Raw genomic sequence first — 16,262 nt, 5'->3', positions numbered from 1 at the left:
TCCTCGGCCGGTGCGGAAGGGTCCTCGTGCAGTACGGGAAACCGGCCCGGCGCGTTCACTGCGTGACGAGTCGGGCAAAGTCCGCCAATACCGGTCAACCATGCGACGTAGAGGGTGGGTTTCCGGCCGGATCGAGGGTTTCCCCTGTATCCGGATGACCAGCTCTTTGCCTATCGTTCGACCACAGCCGCCCCACAGGTAACCCCGAACGGGGCGTAGCTCGCGCCAGGCCGGCCGCCGCGCCCCGCACCACGCACTGCCCCACCTGCGTTCGTTGCACTGCCCCGCCTTGCCGTATTGCCCCCACCTGCCCACCCGGTGGACCCCCCGCCGCTTCGAGGACGAAGCGAATCGACCGCCGCTCCGCGCTGCCCGGAGTACGGCCGGCCACGAAAGGCAAGCCCTTGCGCACCTCCACACCCCTCAGACGGAAGCTGATATCCGTCGCCGCGGTCTCCGCCGCGCTCTTCACGGCCGCCACCACCACGGTCGCCGTGGCCCAGGATTCCCCCACCGAGGAAGCCGCCGCCCCCATCCCCGCGGCCCAGACCGAGGCCGCCCCCGGCACCACGGCCGAGCGCCTCATCGTCGGCTACAAGTCCGGCGCGGCCGAGGCCAAGTCGAACAAGGCCGCCGAGTCCGACGCCGCCGCCAAGGGCAAGGAGGCCGGCGAGGACCTCGACTTCCAGCGCCGCCTCGGCTCCGGCGCCGCCCTCGTCGACCTCGGCGAGAACCTGACCAGGACGGACGTCGCCGACGTCGTCGCCGAGTACCGGGCCGACCCGCAGGTCGCCTACGTCGTACCGGACCGGCTGAACAAGCCGCTGGCCACCCCCAACGACACCGAGTACACCAAGCAGTGGGACCTGTTCGAGTCCACCGCGGGCATGAACGTGCCGGGCGCCTGGGACGTCGCCACCGGCAGCGGCGTGACCGTCGCCGTCATCGACACCGGTTACGTCACGCACTCCGACCTCGGCGCCAACATCGTCGGCGGCTACGACTTCATCTCCGACACCGCGGTCTCCAACGACGGCAACGGCCGTGACAGCAACCCGGCCGACACGGGCGACTGGACCACCGACGGCCAGTGCGCCGCCGACTGGGAGGCCTCGACCTCCTCGTGGCACGGCACTCACGTCGCGGGCACCATCGCCGCGGTCACCAACAACGGCAAGGGCGTCGCGGGCATCGCCCACGGTGCGAAGGTCTCCCCGCTGCGGGTCCTCGGCCAGTGCGGCGGCTACGACTCCGACATCATCGACGCCATCACCTGGGCGTCCGGCGGTACGGTCTCCGGCGTCCCGGCCAACGCCAACGTCGCCAAGGTCATCAACATGAGCCTCGGCGGGGGCGGCGCCTGCACCACCGCGACCCAGAGCGCCATCAACGCCGCTGTGAACCGCGGCACCACGGTGGTCGTCGCGGCCGGCAACAGCAACGCCAACGCCGCCAACTACTCGCCGGCCAGCTGCAGCAACGTCATCAGCGTGGCGGCCGCCGACCGCCAGGGGAACCGCTCCTACTACTCCAACTACGGCTCGGTCGTCGACATCGCCGCTCCGGGCGGCGAGACCAACTCCGTCACGGCCAACGGCATCCTGTCCACGCTGAACTCCGGCGCCCAGGGCCCGTCCTCCGAGAGCTACGAGTACTACCAGGGCACCAGCATGGCCGCCCCGCACATCGCGGGCCTGGCAGCGCTGATGAAGTCCGCCAACGCGTCGCTGACCCCGGCGCAGATCGAGTCCGCGATCAAGACCAACTCGCGTACTCTGCCGGGCACTTGCTCGGGCGGCTGCGGCGCGGGCCTCGCGGACGCGACCAAGACGGTGCAGGCGGTGAGCGGCAGCTCCGGCGGCTCCACGGGGGGCACCACCTTCACCAGCACGTCCGCCGTCTCCATCCCGGACAACAGCTCCGCCATCGAGTCCGCCATCACCGTCAGCGGCCGCAGCGGCAACGCCCCGTCGGCCCTCCAGGTCGGCGTGGACATCACCCACACCTACCGCGGTGACCTGGTCATCGACCTGGTCGCCCCGGACGGTTCGACGTACCGCTTGAAGTCCAGCTCCTCGGACTCCGCGGACAACGTCAGCGCCACCTACACGGTGAACGCCTCCAGCGAGACCGCCAACGGCACCTGGAAGCTGCGCGTGCAGGACACGGCGGCCCAGGACACGGGCCGGCTCAACAGCTGGAAGCTGACCTTCTGAGCGAACGCGCACCACAAGCGGGCGGGCCGGCCGGCGCGGATGGGGCATCGGCCGGCCCGCCGTTCGTCAGGGCACCGACCGGAGTGACGGAAACCGTCACTCCGGTCGGTGCCTGTGTACTCAGCGTACGGACAGGTCCATCTCGTCCTGCTCGACACCGGCTTCGTCGAGGGCGGCCAGCACCCGGACCCCGCGGTCGGGCTCGCGGTCGATACCGGTCAGCAGCCCGGGCACCGCGATGCTCGGCAGGATGTGTCCCCACAGGACCGAGATCCGCTCCGCCAGGTCCTCCCGGTCGGTCAGCGCCAGGGACATCAACTGGAGCCCCGCGAACGCCCCGACCAGCAGCTCCACCGTCTGCCTCGGTACCACGGTGGGCAGCAACTCGCCCTGGTCGCGGGCCTGTTCGAGCAGCCCGACCAGATGGTCCGCCCACTGCCGGAACGGCCCGGCATCGTCGACACCGGGGGGAGCGCTCTGGTCCACGGCCAGCCGCACGCTGCCCTTGAGCAGGGAGTTGCCGATCAGCCGCTGTCCGAACACGAAGGTCATGTCGACGAGTTCCTGCAGCTTGCACGGCTGTGGCGGCACCACCCCGAACGGCATCTGCTCGTCCAGCACGGCCTGGGCGAGGGATTCCTTGGAGGGGAAGTGAAAATACAGGGCGCCCTTCGTGACCTCGGCCCGCTCCAGGACCATCGAGATGGTCGTCGCCGCGTACCCGTGCTCGTCGAAGACCGCGCCCGCGGCCTCCAGAATCACCCTCCGCGTTCTGATGGCGCGCTCCTGCCTCGCCATAACAGCCCCTCCGCTGCGCCGAGTCGACCTGTGCGCCGGGCGTGCGCCGGAGCGGTTCGGGCACGGCCGGGCGACCCAGGGCCGCATTGAAAACAAACCGGTCGCCTCGTACTCTAACGCTCGCGGCACGGGCGCCTCGCCGTTGTCAGCGCACACACGGGGGACCCAAGGAGGGGACATGTCTCATCCGCGGCAACTCGCCACGGCTCCGCTCACCGAGACCCCGGTGGCACCGGAAGGCCTGACCGCCACCGTACCTCGCCAGCTCGTCCACCGTGCCTCGGTCGCGGAAACGTTTCTCACCGGCGCGACCAGCACCGAAGCGGACCGGTTCACCGTCTTCGCCGAGTGGCCTCGCGCTCACCAGTTACACGTGTCGCAGGACCGGTCGGCCTACGAGCCGCTGCTCGTCGCGGAAACCGTCCGCCAGGCCGGGACACTCCTCGCGCACACCGCCTACGAGGTCCCGCTGGGCCACCAGTTCGTGCTCACGGAACTGCGGATCACCACGCGCCCCGAGTACCTGGCCATCGGCACCGCACCCGCCGCACCCGTCCTCCACATCACGGTCTTCGACGTCACCCGCCGCGGCGGCCGCCCGGCCGGATTCCGCTACGACGCGGAGATACGGCTCGGCGACCAGCGCGTCGGAACCGCACACGTGGCCGCCACCTGGACCAGCGCCGCCGTCTACCGCCGACTTCGCGGCGGGCGTACCGCGGCCACCGTCTCCGTGCTGCCCGTCCCGCCGGGTCTGCCACCCGCCGCCGTGGACCGCGCCCTGCCCGCGGACGTCGTCCTCGCGCCGGCCGAGGTCCCCGACCGCTGGCAGCTGCGAGTCGATACCGGCCATGCTGTTTTCTTTGATCACCCACTCGATCATGTGCCCGGCATGCTGCTGCTGGAGGCCGTCCGCCAGGCCATATGTGCCCGGACCCGGAACTCTCCCCGCAGGCCCGCTTCCTTCCATGCCGTCTTCCACCAGTACGCCGAACTCGACCTGCCTCTTTGGATCGAGGCCGGGGACAGTCCGGGCGCGCACGGCACCGATGTGCAAGTCGTGGGACGGCAGGGAAAGTCGACGGTTTTCGAGTGCGGGGTGGGCACCGAGGAGGGCTGAGCTATCGTGTACGGGGAGTAAGAAACAAACGGCGCGACCCGTTCTTTTCCGGCCCAGGAGAGTTCAGCTGATGGCGAGGCAGTTACGAGCGGAGCAGACCCGCACCACGATCCTCACGGCCGCCGCCGAACTGTTCGACCGTCACGGCTATGAATCGACCAGTCTCAGCGACATCGTCGAGCACGCCCAAGTCACCAAGGGCGCCCTGTACTTCCACTTCGCGGCGAAGGAAGACCTGGCCCAGGCCATCATGGAGCTCCAGTCCCGCGCCTCGCGCCAGGTCGCCGCGGAGATGGACGGCAGGGGCTACACCTCGCTGGAGGCCCTGGTCCGCACGACGTTCGGCATCGCGCGGCTGTCCGTCGAGGGCCCCATCCCCAGGGCCGGCCTGCGCCTCGCCACCGGGGGAGTGGTGATACGGCCGCCTCTGCGGCACCCCTTCACCGAGCTGCTGGACATCACCACCCGCAAACTCGTCGGCGCCGCCAAGGAGTCCGACCTGCACCCGGACATCGACGCCGAGGCCGCGGCCAACTCGCTCGTGTGCTTCTTCGTCGGCACCCGGGTCGTCGGCCGCTCCCTCGAACCCGTCGCCCGTCAGCCCCGCAGGGTGGCAGAGATGTGGCACATCATGATCCGCGGTCTGGTCCCGGTGCCCCGCCGGGCCCGCTATCTCACGCTCGCGACACAGCTGGAACGGGAGAGCAGAGCCGTAGGACACCCCTGACCCGCGCGATACGGTGAGGCGTATGCCCGAGAGGTCCGACACCCCGCCCGCGTCCGTGCTCCTCGGGAACGAACCCGGCTCGTTCCCGCACAGCGTCCTCGCCGAGCGGCACCCTGCGATCATCCGGCAGGTACGGGAGTCCTTCCCGTTCGGCCCCGAGCAGCACCGCGCGCTCGACGCGCTCCTCGCAAGCTGCACGAAGGGCGTGATCGAACCGCTGCCCGCCGACGCGCACGACCGGGACCGCTGGACGGCCTGGGACGCCGACGCGCACACCGGCCGGTCCTGGTTCGACGTACCGTGGCTGTGGTCGGAGAGCTACTTCTACCGCCAACTCCTCGAAACAGTGGGGTACTTCACCCCCGGCCCCTGGCAGGGCATCGACCCCTTCCGCCCCTCCAAGACGGCCGAACTCGACGCCCCGGAGACGGACGAGGAGCTCGCCGCCCTCGACGACCTCGCGGACCGGCCCGCCGACGAGCAGGACGGGGCCCTGCTGCACGGCTCCCTGTGGGGCAACCGGGCCGACCTCGGCTTCCGCCTGTCGGCCGCACACGACGAGACCTCGTCGGACACCCCGCCCCTCGTGGCCGACGACAGCGAGGTCCTCTGGTCCCTGCTCCCGCCCTCCGGCTCCGCCACCCTGAGTCTGATCGCCGACAACGCGGGCCGCGAACTCGTCCCCGACCTGCTCCTCATCGCCCACCTCCTCACCCAGGGGCGGATCGGCCGGGCCGTCCTGCACATCAAGGCGTACCCGTACTACGTCTCCGACGCCACGCACGCCGACGTGCTCGACGCCCTGCGCCGGCTGACGGCCGCGCAGGGAGCGGCGGCTACGTACGGCCAGGTCCTCTGGTCGGCGATGACGGACGGCCGCCTCACCGTCCGCGCCCACCCCTTCTCGTGCGCCCCGCTGCCGTACGCGGCGATGCCCGGCGACCTCCGCGACGAGCTCGCCGCGGCCACGCTCACCATCGTCAAGGGTGACCTCAACTACCGGCGTCTGGTGGGCGACCGCCGCTGGCCGCCGACCACGCCGTTCGCCGACGTCACCGCGTACTTCCCCGGTCCGGTGGCCGCCCTGCGCACGCTGAAGTCCGACGTGATCACCGGCCTGGACGCCCGTACCGAAGCGGCGCTGGTCGCGGCTGAGGGGCAGAAGTGGCGGACCGGCGGGACGCATGCGCTGATCCAGGTCCGGACGTGACGACCGCTCGCCGTCCCGTCGGTCCGGCTCAACTGATCTGCACCGGCAGTGACTTGAGCCCGTTGATGAAGTTCGACACCAGCCGCTTGGGCTCTCCGGCGGTCCTGAGGACGGGCAGTACGCGCAGGGCTTCCCGGTAGAGCACCCGCAGCTGGAGCCGCGCGAAGTGGGCGCCCAGGCAGACGTGCGGGCCGTCGCCGAAGGACACGTGCGGGTTGGGCGTGCGGGACAGATCCAGCCGGTCGGGGTCGGCGAAGGACCGTTCGTCACGGTTGGCGGAGGCGTGGAAGACGACCACTTTGTCGCCCGCCCGGATGTGCCGGCCGGCCAGCTCGGTGTCCTGCGCCGCGGTGCGGCGGAAGGTGAGGACCGGAGGGTGCCAGCGCAGCAACTCGTCGACGGCGGAGGGTAGTTCGACGTGGCCCGCGCGCAGTGGGTCGTACGACTCCGGGTGCTCCGCCAGCGCCAGCAGCCCGCCCGGCGCCGCGCTGCGGACGGTGTCGTTGCCCGCGACCGTGAGCAGGAAGAAGAACATCTCCAGCTCGGGTCCGGCGAGTTCGGCATCGTGGGCGAGGGTGGTCATGACGTCGTCGTCGGGGTAGCGCCGCTTGTGCGCGGCCAGTTGCCGGGCGTACCCGAACATGTCCCGCAGCATCGCGGGCGACCGCGGATTGACCGGCCTGCCCTGCGCGTCCAGCACCGGGGTGCCCGCCTCGTCGGGATCCTGGTAGCCGATGACCCGCTGCGTCCAGTGCAGCAGCAGCTTGCGGTCACCCTCCGGCACGCCCAGCAGGTCGGCGAGGTTGAGCAGGGCGTAGTCGTCGGTCACGGCGCTGACCAGATCGACGGTGCCGTCCGCCGCTCGGGCCGTCTCCAGGGCGTGCGCGAGGAGTGTCCGAGCCCGCGCCTGAGCGATCCTCGCGAAACGGTCCACGCGGCCGGGCGTGAAGGCCCGGCTCACCAGCCGCCTCAAGCGACCGTGGCCCGGCGGGTCCTGATTCAGCATCATGCGGCGGATGAACGGCAGGTCGTCCGGGTCGGGGTCCCGGATCTGGGTGGCACCGATGTACGAGGAGTACGTCGCCGAGTCCTTGAGTACGCGCACGACGTCGGCGTGCCGGGTCACCGCCCAGAACCCGGGTCCGGCCGGCCAGCCCAGCACCTCGGGCTCGTCCTGCCGGGACACGGGGTGGTGGTCGCGCAGGATGCGATAGGCGTCGTAGGGCACGCCGGTGGCGTATTGCCGGGGGTCGAAGACATCAGGGGCGTCGGGGACGGGGGGCGCGTGGCGGGCCGTCACGCCTGCTCGCCTTCGTGCGGGCCGTCCGCGCGCAGGAAGTCCTCGGCCACCCGGATCAGCTCCAGCGGGGGCTCGCCCATGCGGATGGGGGTGCCCCCGCTCGTCGAGCGAAGCCGAGAGTGGGGGAGACGGGCGGCGGTGAGTTCGTGCAGCTCGGCGCGGGGATACCAGGTCATCCACGTCCGGGGGAGGAGGTCGGCGGAGAGCCGGCCGGCCAGTTCCACCAGGTCGAGGGCCGCCCCGGCGGTCGTATACGCACCCACGGCGCTCTTCGCGTCGCCATAGCAGCGCAGATCGGCGAGGCAGTAGGTGAACTCCGTACGGTCGAGGTCAGGCAGGACACCCGCGTAGGCGGACCGATCGGCGAACCAGCCGTGCACGGCGCACACCTTGTGGGCGCCTTCGCCGTGCAACTCGTGCGGGAGCGTGAACGAGGTCATGCGACCAAGGTGGCGGATATCGGTGAAGACCGACAGATTGACGCGTCCGGGTTCCCGTGCTGTATGTGGTGATCATGACAAAACCTTGCTAGTCATGTCGTCATGGCGTTACGTCAATTGCGCTCGGGAACGAGGGCAGCCGCTGCCGCCGCGGCCACCCTCATGCTGATGGCGGTCACGGCCTGCGGGGACGACGGGGACTCCTCGTCCGGCGCAGGCGGACGAAAGACCGTCACGGTGGCCGCCCTGCCGCTGATCGACTGCGCCGCCCTCTACATCGCGCGGGACCGGGGCCTGTTCGAGAAGGAGGGCCTCGACGTCCGCATCCAGCAGATCCAGCAGAGTCTCCAGGCACTGCCGGCCCTGGCCAAGGGCCAGATCGACATGGTCGCGAGCGCGAACTACGTCACCTATCTCCAGGCCCACGAGAAGGGCACCCTCGACATCCGGATCGTCGCCGAGGCCATCAGGGCCGCGCCGCGCATGATGGACGTGCTGGTGCCCGAGGACTCGGACATCAAGACCGTCGCCGACCTCAAAGGCAAGAAACTCGCGGTCAACGTCCTCAACAACGTCCAGTCGCTCACCTTCGACGAGATCCTGGAGAAACACGGCGTGGGCCGCCCCGACTACCGGGCCATTCCCTTCCCGCAGATGGGCGCCGCCCTGGACAAGGGGCAGGTCGACGCCGTGCACGCGGTCGAGCCGTACGACAGCGCCATTCAGGACGAGTTGAAGGCCAGGGTCCTCATCGACGGCTCGTCCGCGCCCGTGGAGTCGATCCCCCTCAGCGGCTACATCAGTACGGGCAAGTTCGCCGACGGGAACGGCAAGACGATTGCCGCCTTCCAGAGGGCCGTCAAGGCGGCCGTGCAGATCGCCGAGGAAGACCCGTCTGTGGTGCGCGACACCCTGCCGACGTACACCAAGGTGACCGGGAAGCAGGCCGAGGCGATCGATCTTCCCCTCTTCCCGCCCACCATGGACGCCGCGCAGCTCACCCGGCTGACGGATCTCATGGAGAAGCAGGGGATGCTGAAGAAGCCCATCGACCCGGCGACGCTGATGGTCAAGTGACGTGACACTGAAAGGCCGTCAGGAGCAGGTCGTGCTGGGGACCTTGGGCGTGCTGTTGGCCTTCGGCGCCTGCGAGACGGTCTCCCGTGCGGGTCTCGCACCGGCTCCCGGGCCAGGGTGCCCACTGGCTCCCGACCCGGGGTGTGCACCGGTTCCCGGGGCACGGCGTTCACCGGCTTCGGGGGCAAGGTGTTTACCGGCTTCGGGGGCACGGTGTTTGCCGGCTTCCGGGGCACGGTGTTCACCGGTTCCCGGGGCACGGTGCGCACCGGCTTCCGGGCCACAGTGCTCACTCGCTCCCCGTCCAGGTCGGCCGACTCGCGAGGCCGAAGACAGCGGCGCATACACCGAGCACTCCCCGCATCGCCCCGCGAGGACCCCCGCATGAACCGGCCCCATACCACCGCATCCGAACCCGCCGCACCCCCCGGCCGCCTCCCGCCCCCGCCCCCTCCGCCTCCCGCCCTGGTCCTGTCCCTCGTCCGCCGCGCCCTCTCGCCCGCCCCCGTGCGACACGCCCTGCTCCGCTGGTCCGTCCTCGCTCTCGCCGTGGCCGTCTGGCAACTGGTCGCCCGAGCCCACGGCAGCGTCTACTTCCCGCCGCCCGCCGACATCGCGGGGCGTGCCCACGAGCTCTGGTTCTCGGGCCCCGCCCGGCACTTCTTCCTCACCGAGGCGGCCGTCGCCGACATCCTGCCCAGCCTCGGCCGGATGGCCGCCGGGTTCGGGATCGCCGCCGTCGCCGGGATCGCACTCGGTGTCGCCATCGGCCGCTCGCGACGCGCATACGCCCTCTGCGATCCCGTCCTGCAGTTCGCCCGCGCCGTCCCACCGCCCGCCCTGGTCCCCGTCTTCGTCGTGCTCCTCGACTTCGGTTCGCCGATGCAGATCGCGTCGATCGCCTTCAGCGCCGTCTGGCCCGTGCTGATCAACACGGCGGACGGGGCCGGCAACACCGACCCGCTGCGCCTCGAAGTCGCCGCGGTCCTGCACCTCACCCCGGCCGAACGGCTCCGCTTCCTGATCCTCCCCTCCGCACTGCCCCGCATCTTCGCCGGGCTGCGACTGAGCCTGTCGCTCTCCCTCATCCTCATGGTGTTCTCGGAGCTGCTACCCGGCACCGCGAACGGCATCGGCTTCACCCTCACCGACGCCCAGTCCCGCTCCGACCTGCTCACGGTCTGGGCGGCGCTCGTCCTGCTCGGCGCCCTCGGCCACCTCCTCAACACCGGCCTGCTGGCGGTCGAGAAGCGGCTCGTCGGCAAGGGGAGGACGACGACCGTATGACCCGTACGCCCCCTTCAACCTCTGCGCAGGGACATCCATGCTCCGCCTAGACGAGGTCGGCCGGCACTACGGCGACCACCAGGTCCTGCACGACATCACCCTCACCGTGCCGGACGGCCAACTCCTGTGTGTCGTGGGCCCGTCCGGCTGCGGCAAGTCCACCCTCCTGCGGACCATCGCCGGGCTGCTGCCGGGCTACGAGGGCACGATCACCCTGGACGGCACACCCGTGCGTGGCGTCCCCGACAACCTCGCCGTCGTCTTCCAGGACTACGCCCGCTCCCTCTACCCCTGGCTCACGGTGCGCGAGAACGTAGCCCTTCCGCTGCGCCGCAGGGGCCTGCCGAGAGCGGAGCGCAGGGCCGAGGCCGATCGCATCCTGGCCCGGGTCGGCCTCACCGACACGGCCCGCCGCCACCCCTGGCAGCTGTCGGGCGGCATGCAGCAACGCGTGGCGATCGCCCGCGCCCTGGTCTGCCGCCCCTCCCTGCTTCTCATGGACGAACCCTTCGGCTCTTTGGACGCCCAGACCCGCGAGGACCTGGAGGACCTCCTGCTGGAGGTCCACCGCGCCGACGGCACGACGATCGTCTTCGTCACCCATGACATCGACGAGAGCGTCTACCTGGGGGACCGCGTCGTCGTCCTGTCCCCGGGGCCCGGCGCCAAGGTCGTCCTGGACCTGCCGGTCGAACTTCCCGGCACCCGGGACCAGATCACGACCCGGGGCCTCGCGGAGTTCGTCGCACTGAGGTCGGAGGTGGGGCGGGCGGTGCGCAACAGGTAGAGCGGCGCAACGGGTAGAGCGGCCGAGAGCCGCCGTCACCTGCCGCTGCCCCGTGCCCCCTGCCCGCGCCGCTCAGCCCACGCGCACGTCCTGCCACACCATCCGGTGGTCGGACGTCGGCACCGTCTTCCCGTCTCCCACCAGCCGGTACAGCGGGTCGTCGGAGGTCGGCCAGAAGACGCCGTTCGCGCCCGGTATCAGGCCCCGGGACGGGATGACGTAGTCGACGCGCAGGTTCCCGGGAGCGGTGTCGCCGAAGTCGGACGTGTCGTACGCCGGGTTGCCGAGGTGCGAGGTGTTGGCGCCGCCCTGGAGCTTCGCCGCCTCGACGCCGCCCGCGCCGGCCGGCGGAGTGGCCGGGAGGTTCACCGCCGGGTGGTCGAGCAGCTGCCGGATGGCGTGGGCGTAGCTGTCGCCGTCGTACGGGTCGGCGTTGTTGTCGCCCGCGATCACGAACCGGGCCCCGGAGCGCAGTCCGCCGCGCACGCCCTTGTCGTCGTAGAGGTAGGAGCTGCGCCGGCGCCCGCCGATGTAGTCGGCCCACAGCCGGATCTCGTCGTGGTTGCGGCGGCCGTTGCGGTCCTCGGTGCCGTCGAAGGTGGGCGGCGTCGGGTGCGACACCAGGAAGTGCACGGTGGAGTGGCCGATGCACACCGGCACGTCCCAGTGGCTCTTCGACGACAGGCGGAGGATCGCGCGGGCCTCGTCGCTGTAGTAGCCCGGAGGCATCACGTGGCCCGGCATGTCCCGCCACAGGAAGCGCTGGAAGGTGCGCACCGCGCGCGTGTCGATCGGGTACTTCGACAGGACGACCATGCCGTACTGCCCCGGGAACCAGCCGTAGCCGTAGGCGTCCTGCCCGTACGCGTCCGAACCGGGCGTCGTGACCGCGCCGTTCTTCCCGTCGAGGTTCACACCGGAGGCGACGCCCGTGTTCACCGGGCCGGTGAAGTGGTAGGGGAAGCGGACCGGCCTGGCGCCGTTGTGGCCGACGGACAGGTAGTTGCGCAGGAACAGGCGGACCGCCCTGCCCCGCTCGTCGTAGTCGAACTCGTTGATCAGCAGGATGTCCGGGTCGACCCGCTGGATCGTCTCGGCGGCATTGCGTGCCTGGGCGTTGTCCGGCGTGGACAGGTCGGTGATCAGCGCGCCCTCGGTGCCGCGGTTCAGGGAGGCGTTGAAGGTGGCGAACCGAACGGACCGGCGGCCGTGCCGCTCGGCCGCCTCGGCGGGGAATGCCGCGGTCGTGGCCAGTGCCGCCCCGGCGAGGGAGGCGAGTGCCGTGCGGCGGGAGAGTGATCCGGTGTGGTTCATCGCGACTCCGGGAGGGAGGGGAGGGGGCACTAGGGATTCGGGGGATTCGGGGGATTCGGGGGATTCGGGGGGCATGAAGCTCGAAAAGTCTGCGCGCGTAGAGATGAACGCCGCAAGGTCCGTCGAGAACTCCCGGATTCACCCGTGATTCACGCGATGGTGTGATCATGTCCCGCGCCGCGGATGCCCGTTGGGGCCCAGGGGTAGGGCCCGGCCATGACGCAGCAGCCCTTCGAACTCCCGCACTTCTACATGCCGTATCCCGCACGGCTCAACCCACACGTCGACGAGGCCCGCGCCCATTCGACCGAGTGGGCACGCGAGATGGGCATGCTGGAGGGGTCCGGGATCTGGGAGCAGGACGACCTGGACGCGCACGACTACGGCCTGCTCTGCGCCTACACCCACCCCGAATGCGACGGGCCCGCGCTCTCCCTGATCACCGACTGGTACGTGTGGGTCTTCTTCTTCGACGACCACTTCCTGGAGATCTTCAAGCGCACTCAGGACCGCGCCGGCGGCAAGGCCTACCTCGACCGGCTGCCCCTTTTCATGCCGATGGACCTGTCGACCCCGATGCCGGAGCCGCAGAACCCGGTCGAGGCGGGCCTCGCCGACCTGTGGACGCGCACGGTGCCCTCGATGTCGACCGACTGGCGCCGCCGCTTCGCCGTCGCCACCGAGCACCTGCTCAACGAGTCGCTGTGGGAGCTGTCCAACATCAACGAGGGCCGGGTCTCCAACCCGGTCGAGTACATCGAGATGCGCCGCAAGGTGGGCGGCGCCCCCTGGTCGTCCGGCCTCGTGGAGTACGCGACGTCCGAAGTCCCCGCGTCCGTCGCCGAGTCGAGGCCGCTGCGGGTCCTGATGGAGACGTTCTCGGACGCGGTGCACCTGCGCAACGACCTGTTCTCCTACCAGCGCGAGGTCGAGGACGAGGGCGAGCTCAGCAACGGCGTCCTGGTGCTGGAGACCTTCTTCGGCTGCACCACCCAGGAGGCCGCCGACACCGTCAACGACGTCCTGACCTCCCGCCTCCACCAGTTCGAGCACACCGCCCTCACCGAAGTCCCCGCCGTGGCGCTGGAGAAGGGGCTCAACCCCGGCGAGGTCGCCGCCGTCGCCGCGTACACCCGGGGGCTGCAGGACTGGCAGTCCGGCGGCCACGAATGGCACATGCGCTCCAGCCGGTACATGAACGCGCGCGCCGAACCGACGGCCCCCTGGAAGGCCCTGACCGGCCCCGGGACCTCCGCCGCCGACGTCGGCGCGCTGCTCGCGGCGGCCGGCGCCGAACGCCTGCGTGCCTACACGCACGTGCCGTTCCAGAAGGTCGGCCCGTCCCGGCTCCCCGAGTTCTACATGCCCTTCCAACTGGAGCTCAGCCCGCATCTCGAGGGCGCCCGGCACCGCCTGACCGAGTGGACGCATCGCATGGGCATCCTCCAGGAAGGTGTCTGGGACGAGGACAAACTCGCCGCCTACGACCTCCCGCTGTGCGCGGCGGGCCTCGATCCGGACGCCACACCCGAGGCTCTCGACCTCAGCTCCGACTGGCTCGCCTGGGGCACCTACGGTGACGACTACTACCCCCTCGTCTTCGGCCAACGCCGCGACCTCGCCGCCGCCCGGCTGACCACACAGCGCCTGTCGGCCTGCATGCCCCTCGAAGGCGAGGAGGCCACCGTGCCCCTCAACGCCATGGAGCGCGGTCTCGCCGATCTGTGGGCGCGTACGACCGCGGACATGACCCCCGAGCACCGGCGTTTCCTGAAGGACGCGGTCAACGTCATGACCGAGAGCTGGGTGTGGGAGCTGTCCAACCAGATGCAGAACCGCATCCCCGACCCGGTCGACTACCTGGAGATGCGTCGCGCCACCTTCGGCTCCGACCTCACCCTCAGCCTCTGCCGGATGGGCCACGGCCCCGCCGTCCCACCCGAGGTCTACCGCAGCGGCCCGGTCCGCTCCCTGGAGAACGCCGCCGTCGACTACGCCTGCCTCCTCAACGACGTCTTCTCGTACCAGAAGGAGATCGAGTACGAAGGTGAGATCCACAACGCGATCCTCGTCGTACAGAACTTCTTCGGCATCGACTACCCGACCGCCCTCGATGTCGTCCACGACCTGATGACCCAGCGCATGCAGCAGTTCGAGCACGTGGCCGCGCACGAACTGCCCATCATGTACGACGACTTCGGGCTCTCGGAGGAAGCTCGGGAGATCATGGCGAACTACGTGGTCGACCTCCAGAACTGGATGGCGGGCATCCTGAACTGGCACCGGGAGGTCGACCGCTACAAGGCCGAGTACCTGTCTCGCCGGGCACACGGATTCGTGCCGGACCGCCCGCCGGCCGTCCCCGTCCTCAACTGAGCTCGCGCACCCGCGCGGCCGTCTCCTCGGCGAGCTCTCGTACGCCCTTGGTGCCATTCTCCGAGAGCTCGCCGAGTATTGCGTCGGCGGCCGGGAGGAGCGAGCGGGCCTCGTCGGTGAGGTGCGCGTCGGCCAGGACGCGGGTGAGTCGGTAGTGCTCCTCGGCTATGAAGCGGCCGAGGTTCACGCCTTCCCACTGACGCAGGGAGTCGTCCCCGGGAGCCGCCAGGATCTCCCGCAGCGTGGCCAAGGTCTGCACGGCTTGGGCCAGTTGACCGTCCTCGCGCTCCAGACGGGCCTGGTTGAGGCGGGCCGAGACCCGGTCCCAGGCCTTCTCCTGCAATGCGGTGTGGAGCTGCTGGGCGCGCAGGGCCTGCGTGCGGTCGCCGAGTTCCTCGAAGTCGCGGGCGAGCGTGCGCAGCGGGGCCGTGGTCAACGCCCGCGGCGTGTCGGGCCGGCGGAGTCTGCTCTGGTCCATGACGATCGCGTCGAGTCCGCGGATCAGCGTCACCCGGGCGAGCTCGGTCATGCCCTGCTCCCGGGCGAGGTCGGTCCAGGTGGACACCGGCTCGTCAGCGGGATCCGTGCCGAACAGCGAGTCGTCGAGCCCCTGCGCCCAGTCCCGCAACTCCTCCGAGGTCGCGCCGGGCTCGGGTATCCCGCCGAGACCGCAGGCTGTGTCGTAGTCCGTCTCACGCACCTCGTGCAGCAGCGGCAGATCCCCGACGTCTCCGCGCAGCCCCACCAGCACGGCCGCGAGGCGCAGTTCGTCCGTCATCGAGGACCGAGTCTCCTGCCGCAGCAGATGCCGCAGGAGTTCCAGGTCGCCCTCGGCCCGGTCGAACTGCGCGGCCCGCAAGGCGAGCCGGCGCCGCAAGGGGTCCTCGGCCACCGCCTCCCACGCCGCACCGTCGCCCGCACGCAGCAGCGTCAGATCGGCGCGGCCGCTCGCGAGCACCGGCTCCCACAAGGGCGGGCGCGCATACGAGTCGAGCAGCTGATAGGCGTTGTGCTCCGTACCGTTCAGCAGCAAGAAGTCGGGCTCGGTGCGCAGGAGCGCCGCCCGGAGCATGGCTTCGAGCTCTGCGGGGGAGCGCTCCGGAAAGCCCAGCGCGGCTCGCAGCTCGGTTCGCGCCTCTTCAAGGCGACGGAGGTGGCTTTGCTCCGCTCCGTCTCCGTCGTCGTACTGCTCGTCGAACTCCTCCTCGTCCTCCTCGTCCTCCTCCTCGTCCTCTTCGGCCTCCTCCAGGCCGATCATGATCTCCAGCGCCTCGTCGACACTGGAGCCGATGATCCCGGCCGAGCCTTCCGAGTCGGCGTACAGCATCGACCCGTCCGCGCAGACGAAGTACGTACCGCCGGTGTCGTCCCCCGCCACGATGTCGAGCGGGCCGCCCGAGGCAAGGCGGACCTCTTCGACGTGGCCGTGAGCCGCACGGCCGATGTCGAAGTTGAAGGGGTAGGCCGCAAGTTCGGCCAGGCGGGGGTTCTCCCGGAGCGCCCGCAGCGCATGATCGGTCATGTCACTGAACGTAACAGCCGCCACTGACAACGGACTTCCCACCCCCGGATGCCGTCGCCGAAACTTTTCGTGCGGAACGGGATATTCA

Annotated in this window: 13 protein-coding genes; 8 read left to right on the top strand and 5 right to left on the bottom strand. The window is 70.4% G+C overall.

All coding sequences use genetic code 11. From position 1 onward, the window contains the following. Positions 1-404: 404 nt before the first annotated feature. Positions 405-2,216, top strand: coding sequence for a S8 family peptidase (locus tag OG331_RS13925; RefSeq protein WP_406195744.1), 1,812 nt, complete (start codon positions 405-407; stop codon positions 2,214-2,216). Positions 2,217-2,336: 120 nt separating this feature from the next. On the opposite strand, the gene OG331_RS13920 is transcribed toward OG331_RS13925, so the two are convergent. Then, on the bottom strand, positions 2,337-3,014 hold the full coding sequence (locus OG331_RS13920; RefSeq protein ID WP_406195742.1) for a ScbR family autoregulator-binding transcription factor: 678 nt from the start codon (positions 3,012-3,014) through the stop codon (positions 2,337-2,339). 178 nt (positions 3,015-3,192) lie between these two features. Between OG331_RS13920 and OG331_RS13915 the strand changes: the two genes are divergently transcribed. The 3 genes from OG331_RS13915 to OG331_RS13905 all read left to right on the top strand — a co-directional run bounded on the left by OG331_RS13915 (position 3,193) and on the right by OG331_RS13905 (position 6,071). Next, positions 3,193-4,134, top strand: coding sequence for a ScbA/BarX family gamma-butyrolactone biosynthesis protein (locus OG331_RS13915; protein WP_406195740.1), 942 nt, complete (start codon positions 3,193-3,195; stop codon positions 4,132-4,134). A gap of 70 nt (positions 4,135-4,204) precedes the next feature. Continuing rightward, on the top strand, positions 4,205-4,861 hold the full coding sequence (locus OG331_RS13910) for a ScbR family autoregulator-binding transcription factor (RefSeq protein WP_406195738.1): 657 nt from the start codon (positions 4,205-4,207) through the stop codon (positions 4,859-4,861). A 22-nt stretch (positions 4,862-4,883) separates the two neighbouring features. Then, positions 4,884-6,071 carry a damage-control phosphatase ARMT1 family protein gene (locus tag OG331_RS13905; RefSeq protein ID WP_406195736.1) on the top strand — a complete coding sequence of 396 codons (1,188 nt, stop codon included), beginning with the start codon at positions 4,884-4,886 and terminating at the stop codon, positions 6,069-6,071. Between the two features lie 28 nt (positions 6,072-6,099). On the opposite strand, the gene OG331_RS13900 is transcribed toward OG331_RS13905, so the two are convergent. Beyond that, entirely contained in the window at positions 6,100-7,371 is a 1,272-nt protein-coding gene (locus OG331_RS13900) for a cytochrome P450 (protein WP_406195734.1), read from the bottom strand. After that, positions 7,368-7,811 carry an alpha/beta fold hydrolase gene (locus OG331_RS13895; RefSeq protein WP_406195732.1) on the bottom strand — a complete coding sequence of 148 codons (444 nt, stop codon included), beginning with the start codon at positions 7,809-7,811 and terminating at the stop codon, positions 7,368-7,370. The genes OG331_RS13900 and OG331_RS13895 overlap by 4 nt, the downstream gene beginning before the upstream one ends. Positions 7,812-7,979: 168 nt before the next feature. Here OG331_RS13895 and OG331_RS13890 point away from each other — a divergent pair, with 168 nt between their 5' ends. The 3 genes from OG331_RS13890 (at position 7,980) to OG331_RS13880 (ending at position 10,962) form a co-directional block, all read left to right on the top strand. Then, positions 7,980-8,888 carry an ABC transporter substrate-binding protein gene (locus OG331_RS13890; protein WP_406195730.1) on the top strand — a complete coding sequence of 303 codons (909 nt, stop codon included), beginning with the start codon at positions 7,980-7,982 and terminating at the stop codon, positions 8,886-8,888. Positions 8,889-9,272: 384 nt separating this feature from the next. Continuing rightward, positions 9,273-10,175 carry an ABC transporter permease gene (locus tag OG331_RS13885; protein WP_406195727.1) on the top strand — a complete coding sequence of 301 codons (903 nt, stop codon included), beginning with the start codon at positions 9,273-9,275 and terminating at the stop codon, positions 10,173-10,175. A 37-nt stretch (positions 10,176-10,212) separates the two neighbouring features. After that, positions 10,213-10,962, top strand: a complete 750-nt coding sequence (locus OG331_RS13880; RefSeq protein ID WP_406195725.1) for an ABC transporter ATP-binding protein — start codon at positions 10,213-10,215, stop codon at positions 10,960-10,962. A gap of 72 nt (positions 10,963-11,034) precedes the next feature. On the opposite strand, the gene OG331_RS13875 is transcribed toward OG331_RS13880, so the two are convergent. Continuing rightward, complete coding sequence (locus OG331_RS13875) at positions 11,035-12,276, bottom strand: endonuclease/exonuclease/phosphatase family protein (RefSeq protein WP_406195723.1); 1,242 nt, start codon at positions 12,274-12,276, stop codon at positions 11,035-11,037. 216 nt (positions 12,277-12,492) lie between these two features. Here OG331_RS13875 and cyc2 point away from each other — a divergent pair, with 216 nt between their 5' ends. Then, complete coding sequence (cyc2, locus tag OG331_RS13870; RefSeq protein ID WP_406195719.1) at positions 12,493-14,652, top strand: germacradienol/geosmin synthase Cyc2; 2,160 nt, start codon at positions 12,493-12,495, stop codon at positions 14,650-14,652. Here cyc2 and OG331_RS13865 read toward each other — a convergent pair. Then, positions 14,645-16,174 carry a hypothetical protein gene (locus tag OG331_RS13865; RefSeq protein WP_406195717.1) on the bottom strand — a complete coding sequence of 510 codons (1,530 nt, stop codon included), beginning with the start codon at positions 16,172-16,174 and terminating at the stop codon, positions 14,645-14,647. The genes cyc2 and OG331_RS13865 overlap by 8 nt on opposite strands. Positions 16,175-16,262 lie beyond the last annotated feature (88 nt).

The organism is Streptomyces sp. NBC_01017, from assembly GCF_045162795.1.
Classification (GTDB): Bacteria; Actinomycetota; Actinomycetes; order Streptomycetales; family Streptomycetaceae; genus Streptomyces; species Streptomyces machairae.
This window is presented reverse-complemented; position numbering and strand designations above follow the sequence as displayed.